This window comes from Brevibacillus jepli (assembly GCF_047229145.1).
GTDB lineage: Bacteria > Bacillota > Bacilli > Brevibacillales > Brevibacillaceae > Brevibacillus.
The window spans coordinates 102,236-117,033 of sequence record NZ_JBFEFW010000017.1 but is presented as its reverse complement, the minus strand read 5'-3'; the positions used below and the strand labels follow the sequence as shown (position 1 = coordinate 117,033).

The window sequence follows — 14,798 nt, the reverse complement described above, 5'->3', positions numbered from 1 at the left end:
AGTAGAGACAACCTATTCGAGGGGGGACTCGCTTTGCGGGTATCCAATGCTACTGTACGTCGTCGTATTTTTATTGTCTTGATTGTTGGAGTGGTTTTGTACGCAGCGCTTGTCACCCGATTGGGTTATGTGCAATTGATAGAGGGACCGAAGCTCTCGCAAATGTCGGATGAGCTACTCAAGCGGGAGATTGAATTTCAACCCAATCGCGGTCGTATTTTAGACAGAAGTGGCAATGAACTCGTGACGAATATGACGGTACCGACACTGGTTTCGGTTGCAGCGCAGATCAAGGACCCTAAGGAAACAGCGAGACAGCTGGCCGTCATTTTGGAGCAAAAAGAAGAAGACGTATTTCGTGCGATTACCAAAAAAGAAATGAGCAACAACCAGATCCCGGGCGGAAGAAAATTGTCTCTTGAAAAAGCGAGAAAAATACAGGAATTGAACTTGCCAGGTATATACTTGGCGGGGGATACGAAACGTTTTTACCCGAACGGAAGTATGGCTGCCCATATTCTTGGCTTCACAGGTATCGACAACCAAGGGTTGACAGGGCTTGAAAAAATTTATGACCCCTTCTTGATGGGGACAGAGGGACATATCTCGTTTCCATCAGATGCGAAGGGGCGCGTACTGCCAGGCGGGTCAGAAGATTATGTCGCTCCCGTAAGTGGTATGGACATGTACTTAACGCTAGACAGTACGATTCAATCGTTTATCGAACGCGAACTGGACCAGGCGGTTGTCGCCTATCAGCCAGATGATGTCCTGGCGATCGCCATGAATCCAAAGACTGGGGAAATATTGGGGATGGGAAGTCGCCCGACTTTTCAACCGGACGCATACAAAGACTACCCGTCAGAGGTGTACAACAGAAATCTCCCTATCTGGAAAACGTATGAGCCAGGTTCAACCTTTAAGATTGTCACCCTGGCTGCCGCTTTAAATGAAGGCGTCGTGAATCTGAAAGAGGGCTTTTACGATCCGGGCTTCATTAACGTGGCCGGCAAGCGATTGCGATGCTGGAAGCGACAGGGGCACGGACAGGAAACGATGCTGGAAGTAGTAGAGAACTCCTGTAACCCTGGATTTGTTACGATGGGTCAGCGGCTCCAAAAGGAACGACTATTTGACTACATCAAAAAATTTGGCTTCGGACAAAAGACAGGGATCGATTTGATCGGTGAAGAAAACGGGTTATTATTCAACTTAAATAAGGTAGGACCTGTAGAGCTGGGTACGACATCATTCGGTCAAGGGGTATCTGTCACACCCATACAACAAATGGTAGCAGTCTCAGCTGCTATCAACGGCGGCAAGCTCATGAAGCCGTTTGTAGCCAAAGAGTGGCGAGACAGTGTGACACACGATGTCGTCGCGAGAACCTTGCCGACAGAAGTTCGACAAGTCATTACGGAGGATACCTCTGCTAAAGTCCGGTATGCACTGGAAAGTGTCGTTGCTCAAGGAACAGGTAATAAGGCATATATTGAAGGGTACCGGGTAGGAGGTAAGACAGGGACGGCTCAAAAAGTCAAAAACGGCCGCTATGTCGATGGGGAATATATCGTATCGTTTATCGGGTTTGCTCCTGCTGACGATCCACAAATCGTCGTATACTTCGCAGTGGACAATCCGAAGGCACTGGCGTTTGGTGGATTGATTGCTGCCCCCAGTGTAAAAAGTATTATTGAATCATCGCTCCAGCATTTGAATGTACCCAAACGAAAAGACGGCATTCCCAAGGAAATTAACAAAGCACTGGGAGAAAGAGCCCCAATTGAAGTACCGAACATGGTAGGTCAATCGATGCGAGACGTCGTGACAACGTATGATACACTGCCACTTGTCGTTTCAGGCAAAGGCCAGTACGTCATTCAACAGTCACCTGCTCCCGGAGTAAAAATTAATGAGGGCGGAAAAATTCGCATCTACCTTGGTGACAAATCGACCAATTAGCTATAAAATGAGATTTCGAAGGCGGAGGGGAGTAGGCTTGTCTACGTTCGCTCTGCCTTTGTTCGTCAAGGCTGCGCCGAGTTGATCAGCGTAGCCAAGTACAAATGTTTACATTTCTGTCTATACTAGTTGGAGAATGGGGTGCCTGTTTCATGTTTCTACGGGATCTGCTCATGCCTTTGTTGCCAGTAAAGGTTTCAGGGGATGACAGCATGGAGATTACGGGTTTGACAGCAGACTCGCGCCAGGTAAAGCCCGGCTACTTGTTTGTTTGTCTGACTGGGTATACCGTGGATGGACATACGTTTGCGGCCCAGGCAGTGAAAAATGGTGCTGTTGCCGTGTTATCCGAACAAGATCTGGACGTGCCAGCGACTATTGTCAGAGTACCGGATACCCGGCGGGCAATGGCTATGCTGGCTGATCGTATTTTCGGATCTCCCACGAAAGAAGTAAAAGTCATTGGCGTAACGGGGACGAATGGCAAGACGACCACTACACATCTGATCGACAAAATTTTGCGCGATCAAAGCAAGCAAACAGGCTTAATTGGCACGATCCATATGAGAATTGGAGACGTAACGGAGGAAGTCAAAAATACGACTCCGGACGCTGTAGATTTGCAGAGAAGCTTTCGTCGCATGTGCGATGTGAACACAGACTATGCGATCATCGAGGTATCCTCTCATGCGCTGGAGCTGGGACGCGTTCGCGGCTGCGAGATCCATACCGCGGTATTTACCAACCTGACGCAGGATCATCTCGATTATCATAAAACGATGGAAAACTATCGCTACGCCAAGTCATTGTTGTTTTCTCAGTTAGGCAACAACTACGATCCAAACCGTCTAAAAACGGCTGTACTGAATGCTGATGATGAGGCATCTGAATTATATGCAACAGTTACACCCGCGCGTGTCATTACATACGGCATCGATCAAGCTGCAGATGTAATGGCGAAACAAATCGAGATTACGAGCAAGGGAACTTCCTTTACGGTCGAATGCTTCGCTGGTAGTGCCCGCTTTAACCTGAAGCTGATGGGGAAGTTCAATGTGTATAACGCTTTGGCTGCCATCGCGGTTACACTCGCAGAAGGGATTGCTCTAGACGAGATCAAAGCGAGTCTGGAAGAGGTAGCAGGGGTAAATGGGCGGTTTGAAGCAGTAGATGCGGGTCAGCCGTTTGCTGTGCTCGTTGACTATTCCCATACGCCTGACAGCTTGGAGAATGCGTTGATGACAGTCAAGGAATTTGCACGTGGCAACGTATTTTGCATTGTTGGCTGCGGAGGCGACCGGGACCGAACAAAACGCCCAATTATGGCACAAATTGCAACGAAATACGCGGATTTGACCGTCTTAACATCAGATAATCCGCGATCAGAGGAGCCGCAAGCGATTCTCGATGACATGCTGGCCGGTTTGTCAGACGTAGCAGAGAGCCGTTACACTGCATTGACTGATCGCCGTGAAGCGATTGAGTATGCCGTTTCACTTGCAAAGGCTGAAGATGTTATCCTGATTGCTGGGAAAGGCCACGAAACCTATCAAATAATCAAAGACCAGGTGTTGCCCTTCGATGATCGTGAAGTTGCGCGCGAAGCGATTGCCCGGTACAACCAAGAATAGAACAGATGCAATACCCTGCATCGAAAGAAAGGAGGCTCGGGCATGTTCGTTGACAACGTCCTAATCGTCACGATCGTCGCTGCGTTTCTCATCGCCGTACTCATTGGCCCACTGTTTATTCCCTTCCTTCGCCGCCTGAAATTTGGGCAGGCGATTCGTGAGGAAGGACCACAATCCCATTTTAAGAAGGCTGGAACTCCCACAATGGGAGGCACCATCATTCTATTGGCACTCATATTTACCGTGTTGAAGTTTGCCAATGCAACCATGGAAATTTACTTTCTACTACTGGTAACTCTTGGATACGGTTTAATTGGCTTTTTGGATGATTTCATCAAAATTAGAAAAAAACGCAATCTCGGGCTTACCGCCAAACAGAAGTTTGCCGGACAGATTGTCCTGGCAATCGGAGCGTATATCTTGCTCTTGATGATGGGACATGACACGTCTATCCATCTGCCAGGTACACCGTGGAAGCTGGAGCTTGGCTATTTCTACTTCCCATTCCTGTTGTTCCTCTTGGTAGGTACGACGAATGCTGTTAACATTACCGATGGCTTGGACGGACTTTTGGCCGGGACTGGAGCCATTGCTTTTGGTGCGTACGCAATCATCGCGTGGTTTGGTCAAGATTATGACACGGCTATTTTTAGCGCGGCTGTTGTAGGTGCGGTCCTTGGCTTCCTCGTTTTCAATGCACACCCTGCTCGCGTATTCATGGGCGATACGGGGTCACTTGGACTCGGTGGAGCATTGGCGGGAATCGCCATCATGACGAAAACAGAATTGCTTTTGGCTATTATCGGCGGGGTATTTGTTGTCGAGACGATCTCTGTTATTATGCAGGTTGTCTCCTTCAAGACACGGGGAAAACGTATTTTCCGCATGAGCCCCTTGCATCATCATTTTGAATTGACGGGCTGGTCTGAGTGGCGCGTGGTTGTCACGTTCTGGCTCGTTGGTATGTTCTTTGCTGGTTTGGGTGTATACCTTGAGGTGGTGACAATTAGATGATACGTTTTTACGATAAGCATGTCGTCGTTATTGGTATGGCAAAGAGCGGTGTCGCAGTGGCAAAACTGCTACACCGCTTTGGTGCTCATGTCGTGGTAAATGATAAAAAGCCGCGCGAAGAACAAGTGGGTGTGGAAGAGCTGGAAGCATTGGGGATTTCGGTTATTTGCGGTTATCACCCAGATGATCTGATTCATGAAGGCGTATCCCTTGTCGTCAAGAATCCAGGGATTCCGTATGAAGCAGCACCCATCAAGCAGGCGATGGCACTAGACATTCCTGTTGTGACAGAGGTGGAGCTTGCCTCCCAGATTGCCAAGGCACCGATCATCGGCATTACAGGCTCCAATGGCAAGACTACGACCACTACGCTCGTTGGCCTGATTTTCAAAGAAGCGGGTCTGGACGCGAAGGTGGGAGGAAACATTGGTACTGTGTTATGCGGTCTGGCGGAGGAAGCTGGTCCCAACGAATGGTTAATTGCCGAATTGAGCAGTTTCCAGCTGATGGGGACGATGGAATTCCGCCCACATATCGGTGTTTTGCTCAATCTGTATCCTGCTCATCTCGATTATCATCACACGATGGAGGAGTATTTGGCAGCCAAGCTGAAAATGTTCGCCAACCAAACGGCGGATGACGCAGCTATTTTGCCATACGACCAACCGGAGATTGTGGAAAAGTGCAAAGACCTTCCAGGAGCCAAATACTATTTTAGCAAGAGTCAAGAGGTGCCAAAGGGAGCTTTCGTCAAGGATGGTTTCATCGTGTTTGCAGACGGGAAAGGAAATACAGAGCCGATCGTTGCGGTTGCGGACATTACCGTTCCCCATCTGGACAACGCACTGGCGGCGATACTTGTTGCGAAGCTTGCAGGCGCGGACAAGCAATCGATGATTCAAGTTCTTACTACTTTCCCAGGGGTAGAGCACCGGATGGAGTTCGTTGAGTCGATTCGCGGTGTCAAATATTTCAACGATTCAAAAGCGACCAACCCGGAAGCGGCCTCGCGAGCATTGCAGGCATGCCAGGAGCCAGTCGTATGGATTTGTGGTGGGCTGGATCGTGGCGTCGATTTTCGGGAGCTGCTGCCTGTGATCCAAGGGCGGGTAAAAGCAGTCATCGCTCTCGGGCAAACGGCTCCGATTTTGCTGGCGCGTGCAGAAGAAGCAGGGATTAATGAGCGTATCCATGTCGATACTGTGGAAAAAGCCGTTCTTGCTGCTTCCCAGTTGGCCGAATCAGGTGATGTGGTCTTACTGAGCCCTGCTTGTGCGAGTTGGGACATGTTTCCTTCGTTTGAGACAAGGGGGAGCATGTTTAAGGACGGCGTGCATAGACTTAAAACAAGCCTAGCATAACGTCCCACAAGACAAACAAGTATACGACAAGAGCGGGACGGCATGAGAAAGGATGACCTGGCACAATGAGCAAGGTACGCTCTGCCCCCGACTTCGTAATTATTTTTGCAACACTTTTTTTATTGGGAATTGGCATCGTGATGGTGTACAGTGCCAGCGCGATCGTGGCGCAAAAGCCTCCATTTTCCGATCCGTATTTTTTCGCCAAGCGGCAATTGATCTTTGCCTTGTTAGGGATTACTTCCATGTACATTACGATGAACATCGACTACTGGGTATGGAAGCAATGGGCCAAGCCAGGGTATTTGGTGAGCATCGGTCTATTGATTCTGGTATTGATCATCGGGATTGAAGTAAATGGCTCGAAAAGCTGGCTTGGCTTTGGAGCTTTTGGCATTCAGCCAGGTGAATTTGCGAAGCTGGGCGTCGTTGCCTTCCTGGCGAGGTGGCTTTCTGATAATCAGAAGCAAATCGTCTTGTTCCGAAAAGGTCTTATGCCTGCTTTGGGAATCCCTGTTCTGTGTTTTGGCTTGATCATGCTGCAACCGGATTTGGGTACAGGTACGGTATTAATGGGAACGGCGGTTGTCATGATTTTTGCCGCAGGTGCGCGGATCAGTCATTTTGTCGGATTGGGAATGATCGGAGTTGTCGGCTTCATCGGCTTGGTCTTGTCAGCTCCTTATCGGATCAAAAGGATTACGTCCTTTCTCGATCCTTGGTCTGATCCGCTCAATACCGGCTATCAAATCATTCAATCCCTTTACGCGATCGGTCCAGGCGGTTTGTTAGGACTTGGGCTAGGCCAAAGCAGACAGAAGCATCTGTACTTACCTGAGCCCTATAACGACTTTATTTTCTCGATTGTAGCGGAGGAGCTCGGCTTCATCGGAGGTACGCTCATTCTTCTCTTGTTCCTCTTGTTGTTGTGGAGGGGGATGCGCACAGCGATTACGGCGCCAGATTTGTTCGGCAGCCTGCTTGCGCTCGGGATCATTGGCATGATTGCCATTCAGGTCGTCATCAATATCGGTGTCGTGACTGGAATGTTTCCCGTGACAGGTATTACATTGCCGTTTTTGAGCTACGGAGGCTCATCTTTGACGCTGATGCTCACCGGAGTAGGTGTCCTGTTGAACATCTCTCGTTTTTCTAGATAACGTAACTTCAATGGGGAGTACGCGATAAGCAAATGAAAAAGCTTGTTGGTACTCCCTCTCATAAAAAAAGGGTGTGATCATATGCGTGTCGTCTTAACAGGCGGTGGCACAGGTGGACATATTTATCCGGCGCTTGCGGTGGCGAGGGAAGTTTCCCTCCAAAATCCGCAGGCTGCCTTTTTGTATATTGGTAGTAAAAAGGGTTTGGAGGCAGGATTGGTTCCTCGATCGAACATTCCATTTCAATCCGTCGAAATTAGCGGACTGAAGCGCAAGCTGTCGCTGGACAACCTGAAGACGTTATGGAAATTCGTCCGCGCTGTGGGGGATGCCAAGAGAATGCTGCGCGAATTCAAACCGGATGTCGTGATCGGGACAGGTGGTTATGTATGTGGCCCGGTTGTTTATGCAGCTTCACGCTTGGGAATACCGACGCTCATTCATGAGCAAAACGTAGTGCCAGGCTTGACTAACAAGTTCCTTTCTCGTTCTGCTACACGTGTGGCCGTTTCGTTCAAAGAATCGCTAACTCATTTTCCCCCGTCTAAAACGGTGCTGACCGGAAATCCGCGTGCAACGGAAGTCATGCATGGAAATGCGGAAGCGGGTCGTAGCTTTTTGGGCGTGGATAACGACAAAAAAATCGTGCTGATCTTTGGCGGCAGCAGGGGGGCGCGCGCGATTAATGAAGCTGTGCTTGCTGTTGTGACGCGATTGGGCCAATATGCCGATACTCATTTTGTATACGTGACGGGTGATGTTCATTTTGAGGCGATTTCGGCACAGCTTCGCGAGCTGGGAACACTTCCAAGTAACATTTCTGTGCTTCCATTCGTCCATAATATGCCGGATGTTTTAGCGGCGACGCATATATTGGTTGGCCGTGCGGGGGCATCTACCCTGGCAGAAATCACGGCATTAGGCGTGCCATCGATATTGATTCCGTCCCCTTATGTAACAAATAACCACCAAGAGAAAAACGCGCGGGGATTGGAGCGTGCAGGGGCAGCACATGTCATCGTGGAGCGGGAGCTTACGGGAGAAAGTTTACTGCTTTCCTTGGAGGAAATACTTGCTAATCCTGCGAAATGGGAAGAGATGAGAAACAGTTCTCTGTCCTTGGGAATGCCACAAGCTGCGACAGAGATTGTCCATCAATTACAAGCGATTACACGAAAAAAATGATCAGATGGGCGATTGTCACGCCGATCTGGGCGAACGCATAGTATGGAGCAAACACGTGAGAAGACCTAGGTCCGACCTAGCAAACGTATCAGGAGGTTCACATAATGAAAAAGATCGCAGATGAACTCATGCAAGCAGGAATCGAAAAAGTGTGGACCGATGAACCCCTTGCTAATCATACAACTTGGCGGATCGGGGGTCCTGCTGATTTGTTAATCCAACCAAAGGATAAAGCATCCTTGCAAAAAGCCTTGCAGATCATCCATCGTCATGAAATTCCTTGGAGTGTAATCGGGCGCGGTTCGAACCTTCTGGTGAGGGACAGAGGGATACGTGGGGCCGTGCTGAAAGTGGCCGAGGGCTTGAGCCACTGTGAGTTCAAGGGCGAAGAGGTGTGTGTGGGTGCCGGATATTCCATGATCCGCTTGGCGGTGGAGACAGGCAAGATGGGATTAACAGGTATGGAGTTCGCAGGAGGGATTCCTGGTACGGTAGGCGGAGCCGTCTATATGAATGCGGGGGCACACGGATCTGATCTTTCACGTATTCTTATTGATGCCGAGATCCTTTTCGAAAACGGCGAAAGTAAAGTGTTGAGTAACGAGGAACTGAGCTTTAGCTATCGGACTTCTCTTTTGCAAAAGCAAAAAGGGATCGTACTGGAGGCCCGTTTTCAATTGAGAACGGGAGACAGCAAAGAGATTTCTGCTACGCTTGCTGCGAACAAGGAACGACGCCGCGCTACACAGCCACTGCAAATGCCGAGTTGTGGCAGCGTGTTCCGTAATCCTCCGAATGACCACGCAGGCCGACTGATTGAGGCAGCTGGGCTGAAGGGCTATCGAATCGGAGGAGCTCAGGTTTCAGAAAAACACTCCAACTTCATCGTAAATTGCGGAGGAGCAACGGCTGCCGACGTCCTCACCTTGATCAATCATGTTCGGAGCACCATTCTCGAGAAAAATGGGATTGATCTGCATTCGGAGGTCCTGGTGGTGGGCGAGGGGTAACACGGAGGTGAAAGTTTGGAGACTTTTGCGATCGAAGGCGGAAGACCTCTGTCCGGTTCGCTTCGGATCCAAGGAGCTAAGAACGCTGCTCTTCCCATTCTTGCCGCTGCTGTGCTCGCGGAAGGGCAATTCTATATCTATGACGTCCCCCATCTGAAAGATATAAAGGTCATGCTCGAAATCTTGACGTTGCTTGGGGCGAACACGAAGCATGTGGACGGATGTGTCGATTTGAATACAACATCTGTCTGTGTCCCGCAGGTGCCGGATGATTTAATGAGTCAAATGCGATCTTCTATATTTTTGGCGGGACCACTCCTGGCACGTCTCGGGGAGGTCACGATTTCCAGGCCAGGTGGATGTGACATCGGAGAGCGTAGGATTGACTTGCACTTGGCTGGGCTAACTGCGCTTGGAGCCAAGATTGAAGAATCGGAAGGGTACATTACATTCCGGGCAAAGCAATTGCGTGGCTCCAATATCTTTCTTTCCTTCCCCAGTGTGGGCGCGACGGAAAATATCATGATGGCGGCAGTGTTGGCAAAAGGCACGACTCGCATTTGCAATGCAGCACGAGAACCGGAAATCATCGATCTGCAGAATTTCCTGAATGCAATGGGGGCGAGGATTCGAGGGGCAGGCACCGATACGATTGAGATCAGTGGTGTACCTCGTTTGCGTTCCGTCAGTTACCGGATCATACCGGACAGAATTGTCACAGGAACCTATCTGCTAGCTGTCGGTATATCACAGGGGCATATCGAACTGACCAATACGCTGCCTGAGCAACTGACTGCATTGATTGAGGTCGCCCGTAGCTGCGGTGTTGAAATCAAGACCCGCCATGATATAATGGAAATCAAAAGCACCTCCCGTCCGCGTGCCTACGACCGGATCATCACCTCGCCATATCCTGGGTTTCCAACTGACCTGCAGGCGCAGCTGATGGTGTTCTTGTCACAGGCAAGGGGAACGAGCGTCATCAAGGAGACCATTTTTGAAGGAAGATTCAAACATGTGAATGAATTGGCGCGAATGGGCGCCTCTATATACGTAGATCTTGGCTCAGCTATCATTCGTGGTGTCAATAAATTGACAGCGACGAGTGTAGAAGCGACAGATCTTCGAGCAGGTGCTGCCTTGGTACTTGCAGGGCTTGCTGCAGAAGGCATTACCACGGTGAACCAGATCCATCATATCGACCGCGGATACGATCGGCTGGAAGAGCAGTTACGTCAATTAGGGGCCGATATTTCACGGGTTTCGATATAACCGAGGGAGAGTGAGCGGCATAATGTTATGCCGCTTTCCCTGTTTTGTTCAGTGACATTTATTCGGAAGACATCCAGTAATTAACTATGTTCTGGGCGATGAGCCTAAAAACATGAGAAAGGGTACGGCCATGGCGGTATATGAGGAACGCATTCCGCAAGTCAAGCAACAACGTCCCAGAAGAAGGGGCAACCGCAAGCTGGTCTTTCTACTGGTGTTGTTTTTTCTTACCATTCTCATCATCGTTTTTATTCGTTCCCCTTACAGTAAAGTGCAAGAGATTCGAGTGATTGGTAATGATATTTATACGACGGAGCAAATCATTGCGCAATCTGGCTTAAAAAAGGACATGCAGTTTTTAAACGTATGGGAGAACAGTGTACGAGATAACTTGAAACCATTAGAGGCCATTAAAGATGTGACTGTGAGTCGCTCTTTCCCCGGATTAATCACGCTACATATTACCGAGCAAAAACGAGTCGCTTTTTGGAATGGGCAGGACGGAAGCCGCTATGCGTTGCTAGAAACAGGCTATGTGCTCAAACAGGTTAATTTCGCGAAACGTGTAGTGGACAGGCCGTTGATTAGTTCTTGGGCCTCACCTGAACTTCTTCCCAATCTCGCGAAGTCACTATCCAAGCTATCGCCAGATGTACTCGCGGAAATTTCTGATATTACACTGACGCCAACGGTACACGACAAGCAGCGTGTAACGTTGTACATGCGAGACGGGAATGAAGTAAGAAGCGTCATCTACAAGCTGGACAAGATGCTGAACTGGTACCCGGCTATCGTAAAAGAATTGCCGCCAGATACAAAAGGTGTGCTTTCTTTGTTTGAGCAGCCGTGGTTTGTTCCTTATGGGGCTCAAGGTGCGATTCCACTACAGGAAGGGCAAGAGCAACCGCCGCAGTAAATAAAAAAGGGGAAAGCAGACAATGAGTCGTCGTCGCAAGTTTCATTTGTATTTAACCGTCGTGACCTTTGCTACCGGCTTTCTAGTAGCCACTTCCTTTGAAACGAACAAGCTCACGCGCAAAGAACGGATGCATGATCAGTTGTTCCAGCAGGAAACGCAATTGAATGACCGGATTTTGGCAGAGAAGGAGCAAAATCGTCATCTGGAAAATCAACTGCTCGATTTGCAGCGTCAGGTGGGAAAAGTGGAGGAGGCGATGGCCGAGCGCAAGTCGGAGGCTGCTGATACGCTCAGTCAGCTGGAAGCAGCACGGATGTTAGCCGGTGTCGTTGCCGTTGAAGGGCCGGGTATCGTCATTACGATGCAGGATAGCCAAAACGCAGCCAACAGCGCAGACATCGCGAACTACATCGTACATGAGCAAGATGTACGTCTTGTCGTCAATGAGCTGCGTGCAGCAGGCGCAGAGGCGATCAGTATTAACGGACAGCGGGTGGTGAGCAACTCCGAGATCCGATGCATCGGTCCTACCATCATCGTAAACGGGATTAAATCAGCCGCCCCGTTCGTTGTAACAGCGATCGGAAATCCTGACACACTGGACAGTGCCTTGAATTTGCCGGGAGGTGTTTTGCACTCCTTGCAAGATTTTGTACAAATCAACGTAGCCAAAAAAGAGCGGGTGGAGCTGCCTGCATTTGTTGGTGACGCGAAAACGAAACACTCCTAAATAAAAGGATGCGTTTACCTATGTTACAAAAAAGCCGTAAAATCACATTTATTCTTGCCATCATTAGTGCTATCATAGGTGTGATGTTGACTGTGCAATTACGAAGCAGTCTGCATCCTATTCATAAAGAGTCTCGCAGCATCGCGGAACTTCGGACCACGTTGCAAAAAGAACTGGAGAAACACAAAAACCTGCTCGCAGACATTTCTAAGTACAATCAGTTGTACTACCAATACGAAACCTCTCTCAGTGAAGATGAGAGTATTTCTGTCATGAAAGAGGAGCTGGCACGGAATCGGCGGATGGCTGGCATGGTTGGTGTAGAGGGAGAAGGCATCGTTATTGATGTCGTTGATGCCCATACGCCTGAGGAAACAACCATGGACGAGCATATGCCTGTGCCTGTTGTAGGCGACTATACGATTGACGATGAAGATTTGCGCTGGTTGGTAAATATCCTGTTTGCAAACGGAGCACAAGCTGTCTCGATTAATGGACATCGACTGATTGCTACCACTGCGATCCGCAACGTGGGAGACGTCATTCAAATCGATACCAGGACGATCAGAGCTCCGTATGAGATAAAAGCATTGGGGGAGCCTGAAGTATTGTTATCCGCTTTGAAGCTGGAGGGAGTAGAAGAAAGCTTCCAGCTGGCGAATAAAAAGGTGCTGGCCGAAAAACGGGACAAGCTGATGATTTCAGCAAATAACGAAACACGTGTCATTCAATTTATGAAACCTGTGAAAGAAAAAGGAGATTCGTAACCATGTGGCTCCCGCTTATCGGACTGATTGTCGGTCTTGTTGTCGGCTTCCTGCTGGATTGGCGTGTGCCCCAGGAGTATAGCAGCTATCTTTCTATTGCCCTCTTGGCTGGATTGGATACGATCTTTGGGGGGATTCGTTCATTTTTAGAACGCACTTTTAATGTTCGTATTTTCATGTCTGGATTTTTCTTTAACACGCTTTTTGCAGCAGGCTTGGCCTTCATCGGAGGATTCTTGGGGATTGATCTATATTTGGCTGCGATCGTAGCTTTCGGTGTTCGCTTGTTTAACAATCTCGCAGTAATTAGGAGAATTGTTCTATCTAAATGGATCAATCAGCAAGAATAACGCGAAGAAAAATGGGAAGAAGGTCATTTTTTTACAAAAAATCAATATGAAAAAAAGGGAATGGTTGTCCTGTGTGGAATAATTTATGCAGGTGTTCTCACTTTAGCAACAAAAAAGACGTAGCAGGGGAGGTGTCACAGGTTTGGTAAGCAATGAACTCATCGTCAGCCTAGACATTGGAACATCCAAAGTACGCGTCATGATCGGCGAGATCAACAACGGTTCCATCAACATCATCGGCGTCGGACAATCACACTCAGAAGGCATCAAGAAGGGCGTGATTGTAGACATCGACCAAACCGTGCATGCCATCCGGGAAGCGGTTGATCATGCAGAGCGCATGGTCGGCGTTTCAATCGAAGAAGTGTATGTGGGGATCACTGGAAACCATATCGATCTGCATGAAACCCAAGGGGTTGTCGCTGTATCCAGCGAAGACCGTGAGATACGAGAAGAAGATATTCAACGCGTAATTCAGGCAGCGAAGGTTGTGGCTATTCCTCCAGACCGTGAAATCATCGAGGTAGTTCCGAAGGAGTACATCGTTGATGGACAAGGAAGCATCAAGGATCCGCGTGGGATGATTGGTGTTCGACTGGAAATGGAAGGGACCATTGTGACCGGTTTGAAAACGGTCGTACATAACATTGTTCGCTGTGCTCAACGAACCAATTTGCGTGTAGCTGGAATATTCTTGCAACCGCTTGCGGCTAGCACTGTCGCTTTATCCAAAGATGACAAAAATATGGGTGTCGTTCTTGTCGACATCGGTGCGGGTTCTACCACGATCGGTGTATTCGAGCAGGGTAAACTGGCAGCGACCACCGTGATCGGCATCGGTGGCGACCACATTACGAGCGATATTTCACTTGGACTACGCACACATACAGATGTAGCAGATCGCGTGAAAACGAAAAACGGCTGCGCCCTGATTGACGAGGCATCCGAAGATGTGAAGTTCAAGGTGAACCGGATTGGCAGCGAAGTGGAAAAGCAATTTACACAAGTGGATTTGGCCAATATCATCGAGCCGCGCGCTGCGGAAATATTCCAACTAGTCGAGGATGCTGTATACAAATTGGGCTATCGCGACGAGATTGCAGGTGGCTACGTTCTGACGGGTGGTACCGTAGCGATGCCAGGCATGCTGGAATTGGCAAAAGAAGAGTTGGACGCACCTGTTCGTATCGCGATTCCTGATTACATCGGAGTGCGAGATCCTGCCTACACCACTGGGGTAGGTTTGATTCAATATGCCTTGCAGTTGATGGAGCGCCGCAGCATTCGCGTCACCCCCTCATTCAAGGGCACTCAGAAGCAAACCGTCTCGTCGAAGCCAAAAGAAGGCGGCGGTTTGATGGAAAAAGTGAAAAACTGGTTTAGCGAATTTATTTAGGGGAATTCGCTTTGCCGAGGTTAACTACAATGACGAAGATG

13 protein-coding genes are annotated in these 14,798 nt (G+C 49.0%); all 13 read left to right on the top strand.

What is annotated here, in order from left to right; translation table 11 throughout:
- Nucleotides 1–33: 33 nt before the first annotated feature.
- A complete protein-coding gene (locus AB1L17_RS19175) occupies nucleotides 34–1,962 on the top strand; it encodes a stage V sporulation protein D (protein ID WP_412846684.1) in 1,929 nt (642 codons plus the stop codon).
- A gap of 152 nt (nucleotides 1,963–2,114) precedes the next feature.
- Nucleotides 2,115–3,593: a UDP-N-acetylmuramoyl-L-alanyl-D-glutamate--2,6-diaminopimelate ligase gene (locus tag AB1L17_RS19170; RefSeq protein ID WP_412846683.1), complete on the top strand. Its 1,479-nt coding sequence runs from the start codon at nucleotides 2,115–2,117 to the stop codon at nucleotides 3,591–3,593.
- Nucleotides 3,594–3,635: 42 nt separating this feature from the next.
- Nucleotides 3,636–4,607: a phospho-N-acetylmuramoyl-pentapeptide-transferase gene (gene mraY, locus AB1L17_RS19165; protein ID WP_412846682.1), complete on the top strand. Its 972-nt coding sequence runs from the start codon at nucleotides 3,636–3,638 to the stop codon at nucleotides 4,605–4,607.
- Nucleotides 4,604–5,968, top strand: coding sequence for a UDP-N-acetylmuramoyl-L-alanine--D-glutamate ligase (murD, locus tag AB1L17_RS19160; protein ID WP_412846681.1), 1,365 nt, complete (start codon nucleotides 4,604–4,606; stop codon nucleotides 5,966–5,968). The genes mraY and murD overlap by 4 nt, the downstream gene beginning before the upstream one ends.
- A 65-nt stretch (nucleotides 5,969–6,033) precedes the next feature.
- Nucleotides 6,034–7,128, top strand: coding sequence for a stage V sporulation protein E (gene spoVE, locus AB1L17_RS19155; RefSeq protein ID WP_412846680.1), 1,095 nt, complete (start codon nucleotides 6,034–6,036; stop codon nucleotides 7,126–7,128).
- Nucleotides 7,129–7,209: 81 nt separating this feature from the next.
- Nucleotides 7,210–8,313 (top strand): undecaprenyldiphospho-muramoylpentapeptide beta-N-acetylglucosaminyltransferase, encoded by a 1,104-nt coding sequence (gene murG / locus AB1L17_RS19150; protein WP_412846679.1) that lies wholly within the window; start codon nucleotides 7,210–7,212, stop codon nucleotides 8,311–8,313.
- 104 nt (nucleotides 8,314–8,417) lie between these two features.
- On the top strand, nucleotides 8,418–9,323 hold the full coding sequence (gene murB, locus AB1L17_RS19145; RefSeq protein ID WP_412846678.1) for a UDP-N-acetylmuramate dehydrogenase: 906 nt from the start codon (nucleotides 8,418–8,420) through the stop codon (nucleotides 9,321–9,323).
- A gap of 15 nt (nucleotides 9,324–9,338) precedes the next feature.
- Entirely contained in the window at nucleotides 9,339–10,595 is a 1,257-nt protein-coding gene (gene murA, locus AB1L17_RS19140; RefSeq protein WP_412846677.1) for a UDP-N-acetylglucosamine 1-carboxyvinyltransferase, read from the top strand.
- 130 nt (nucleotides 10,596–10,725) lie between these two features.
- Entirely contained in the window at nucleotides 10,726–11,511 is a 786-nt protein-coding gene (locus AB1L17_RS19135; protein ID WP_412846707.1) for a cell division protein FtsQ/DivIB, read from the top strand.
- 22 nt (nucleotides 11,512–11,533) lie between these two features.
- A complete protein-coding gene (locus AB1L17_RS19130; RefSeq protein WP_412846676.1) occupies nucleotides 11,534–12,244 on the top strand; it encodes a DUF881 domain-containing protein in 711 nt (236 codons plus the stop codon).
- A gap of 20 nt (nucleotides 12,245–12,264) precedes the next feature.
- On the top strand, nucleotides 12,265–13,011 hold the full coding sequence (locus tag AB1L17_RS19125; RefSeq protein ID WP_412846675.1) for a DUF881 domain-containing protein: 747 nt from the start codon (nucleotides 12,265–12,267) through the stop codon (nucleotides 13,009–13,011).
- 2 nt (nucleotides 13,012–13,013) lie between these two features.
- Nucleotides 13,014–13,361, top strand: a complete 348-nt coding sequence (locus AB1L17_RS19120; RefSeq protein WP_007717721.1) for a small basic family protein — start codon at nucleotides 13,014–13,016, stop codon at nucleotides 13,359–13,361.
- Between the two features lie 142 nt (nucleotides 13,362–13,503).
- Nucleotides 13,504–14,757, top strand: coding sequence for a cell division protein FtsA (ftsA, locus tag AB1L17_RS19115; protein ID WP_015892089.1), 1,254 nt, complete (start codon nucleotides 13,504–13,506; stop codon nucleotides 14,755–14,757).
- Nucleotides 14,758–14,798: the final 41 nt, after the last annotated feature.

Bases quoted from the DNA above. Each gene is read 5' to 3' on its own strand.
- murG (WP_412846679.1), top strand. From the start codon at position 7,210: ATGCGTGTCGTCTTAACAGGCGGTGGCACAGGTGGACATATTTATCCG.
- AB1L17_RS19130 (WP_412846676.1), top strand. From the start codon at position 11,534: ATGAGTCGTCGTCGCAAGTTTCATTTGTATTTAACCGTCGTGACCTTT.
- AB1L17_RS19120 (WP_007717721.1), top strand. From the start codon at position 13,014: ATGTGGCTCCCGCTTATCGGACTGATTGTCGGTCTTGTTGTCGGCTTC.
- AB1L17_RS19135 (WP_412846707.1), top strand. From the start codon at position 10,726: ATGGCGGTATATGAGGAACGCATTCCGCAAGTCAAGCAACAACGTCCC.
- spoVE (WP_412846680.1), top strand. From the start codon at position 6,034: ATGAGCAAGGTACGCTCTGCCCCCGACTTCGTAATTATTTTTGCAACA.
- AB1L17_RS19125 (WP_412846675.1), top strand. From the start codon at position 12,265: ATGTTACAAAAAAGCCGTAAAATCACATTTATTCTTGCCATCATTAGT.
- AB1L17_RS19170 (WP_412846683.1), top strand. From the start codon at position 2,115: ATGTTTCTACGGGATCTGCTCATGCCTTTGTTGCCAGTAAAGGTTTCA.
- murB (WP_412846678.1), top strand. From the start codon at position 8,418: ATGAAAAAGATCGCAGATGAACTCATGCAAGCAGGAATCGAAAAAGTG.
- mraY (WP_412846682.1), top strand. From the start codon at position 3,636: ATGTTCGTTGACAACGTCCTAATCGTCACGATCGTCGCTGCGTTTCTC.
- murD (WP_412846681.1), top strand. From the start codon at position 4,604: ATGATACGTTTTTACGATAAGCATGTCGTCGTTATTGGTATGGCAAAG.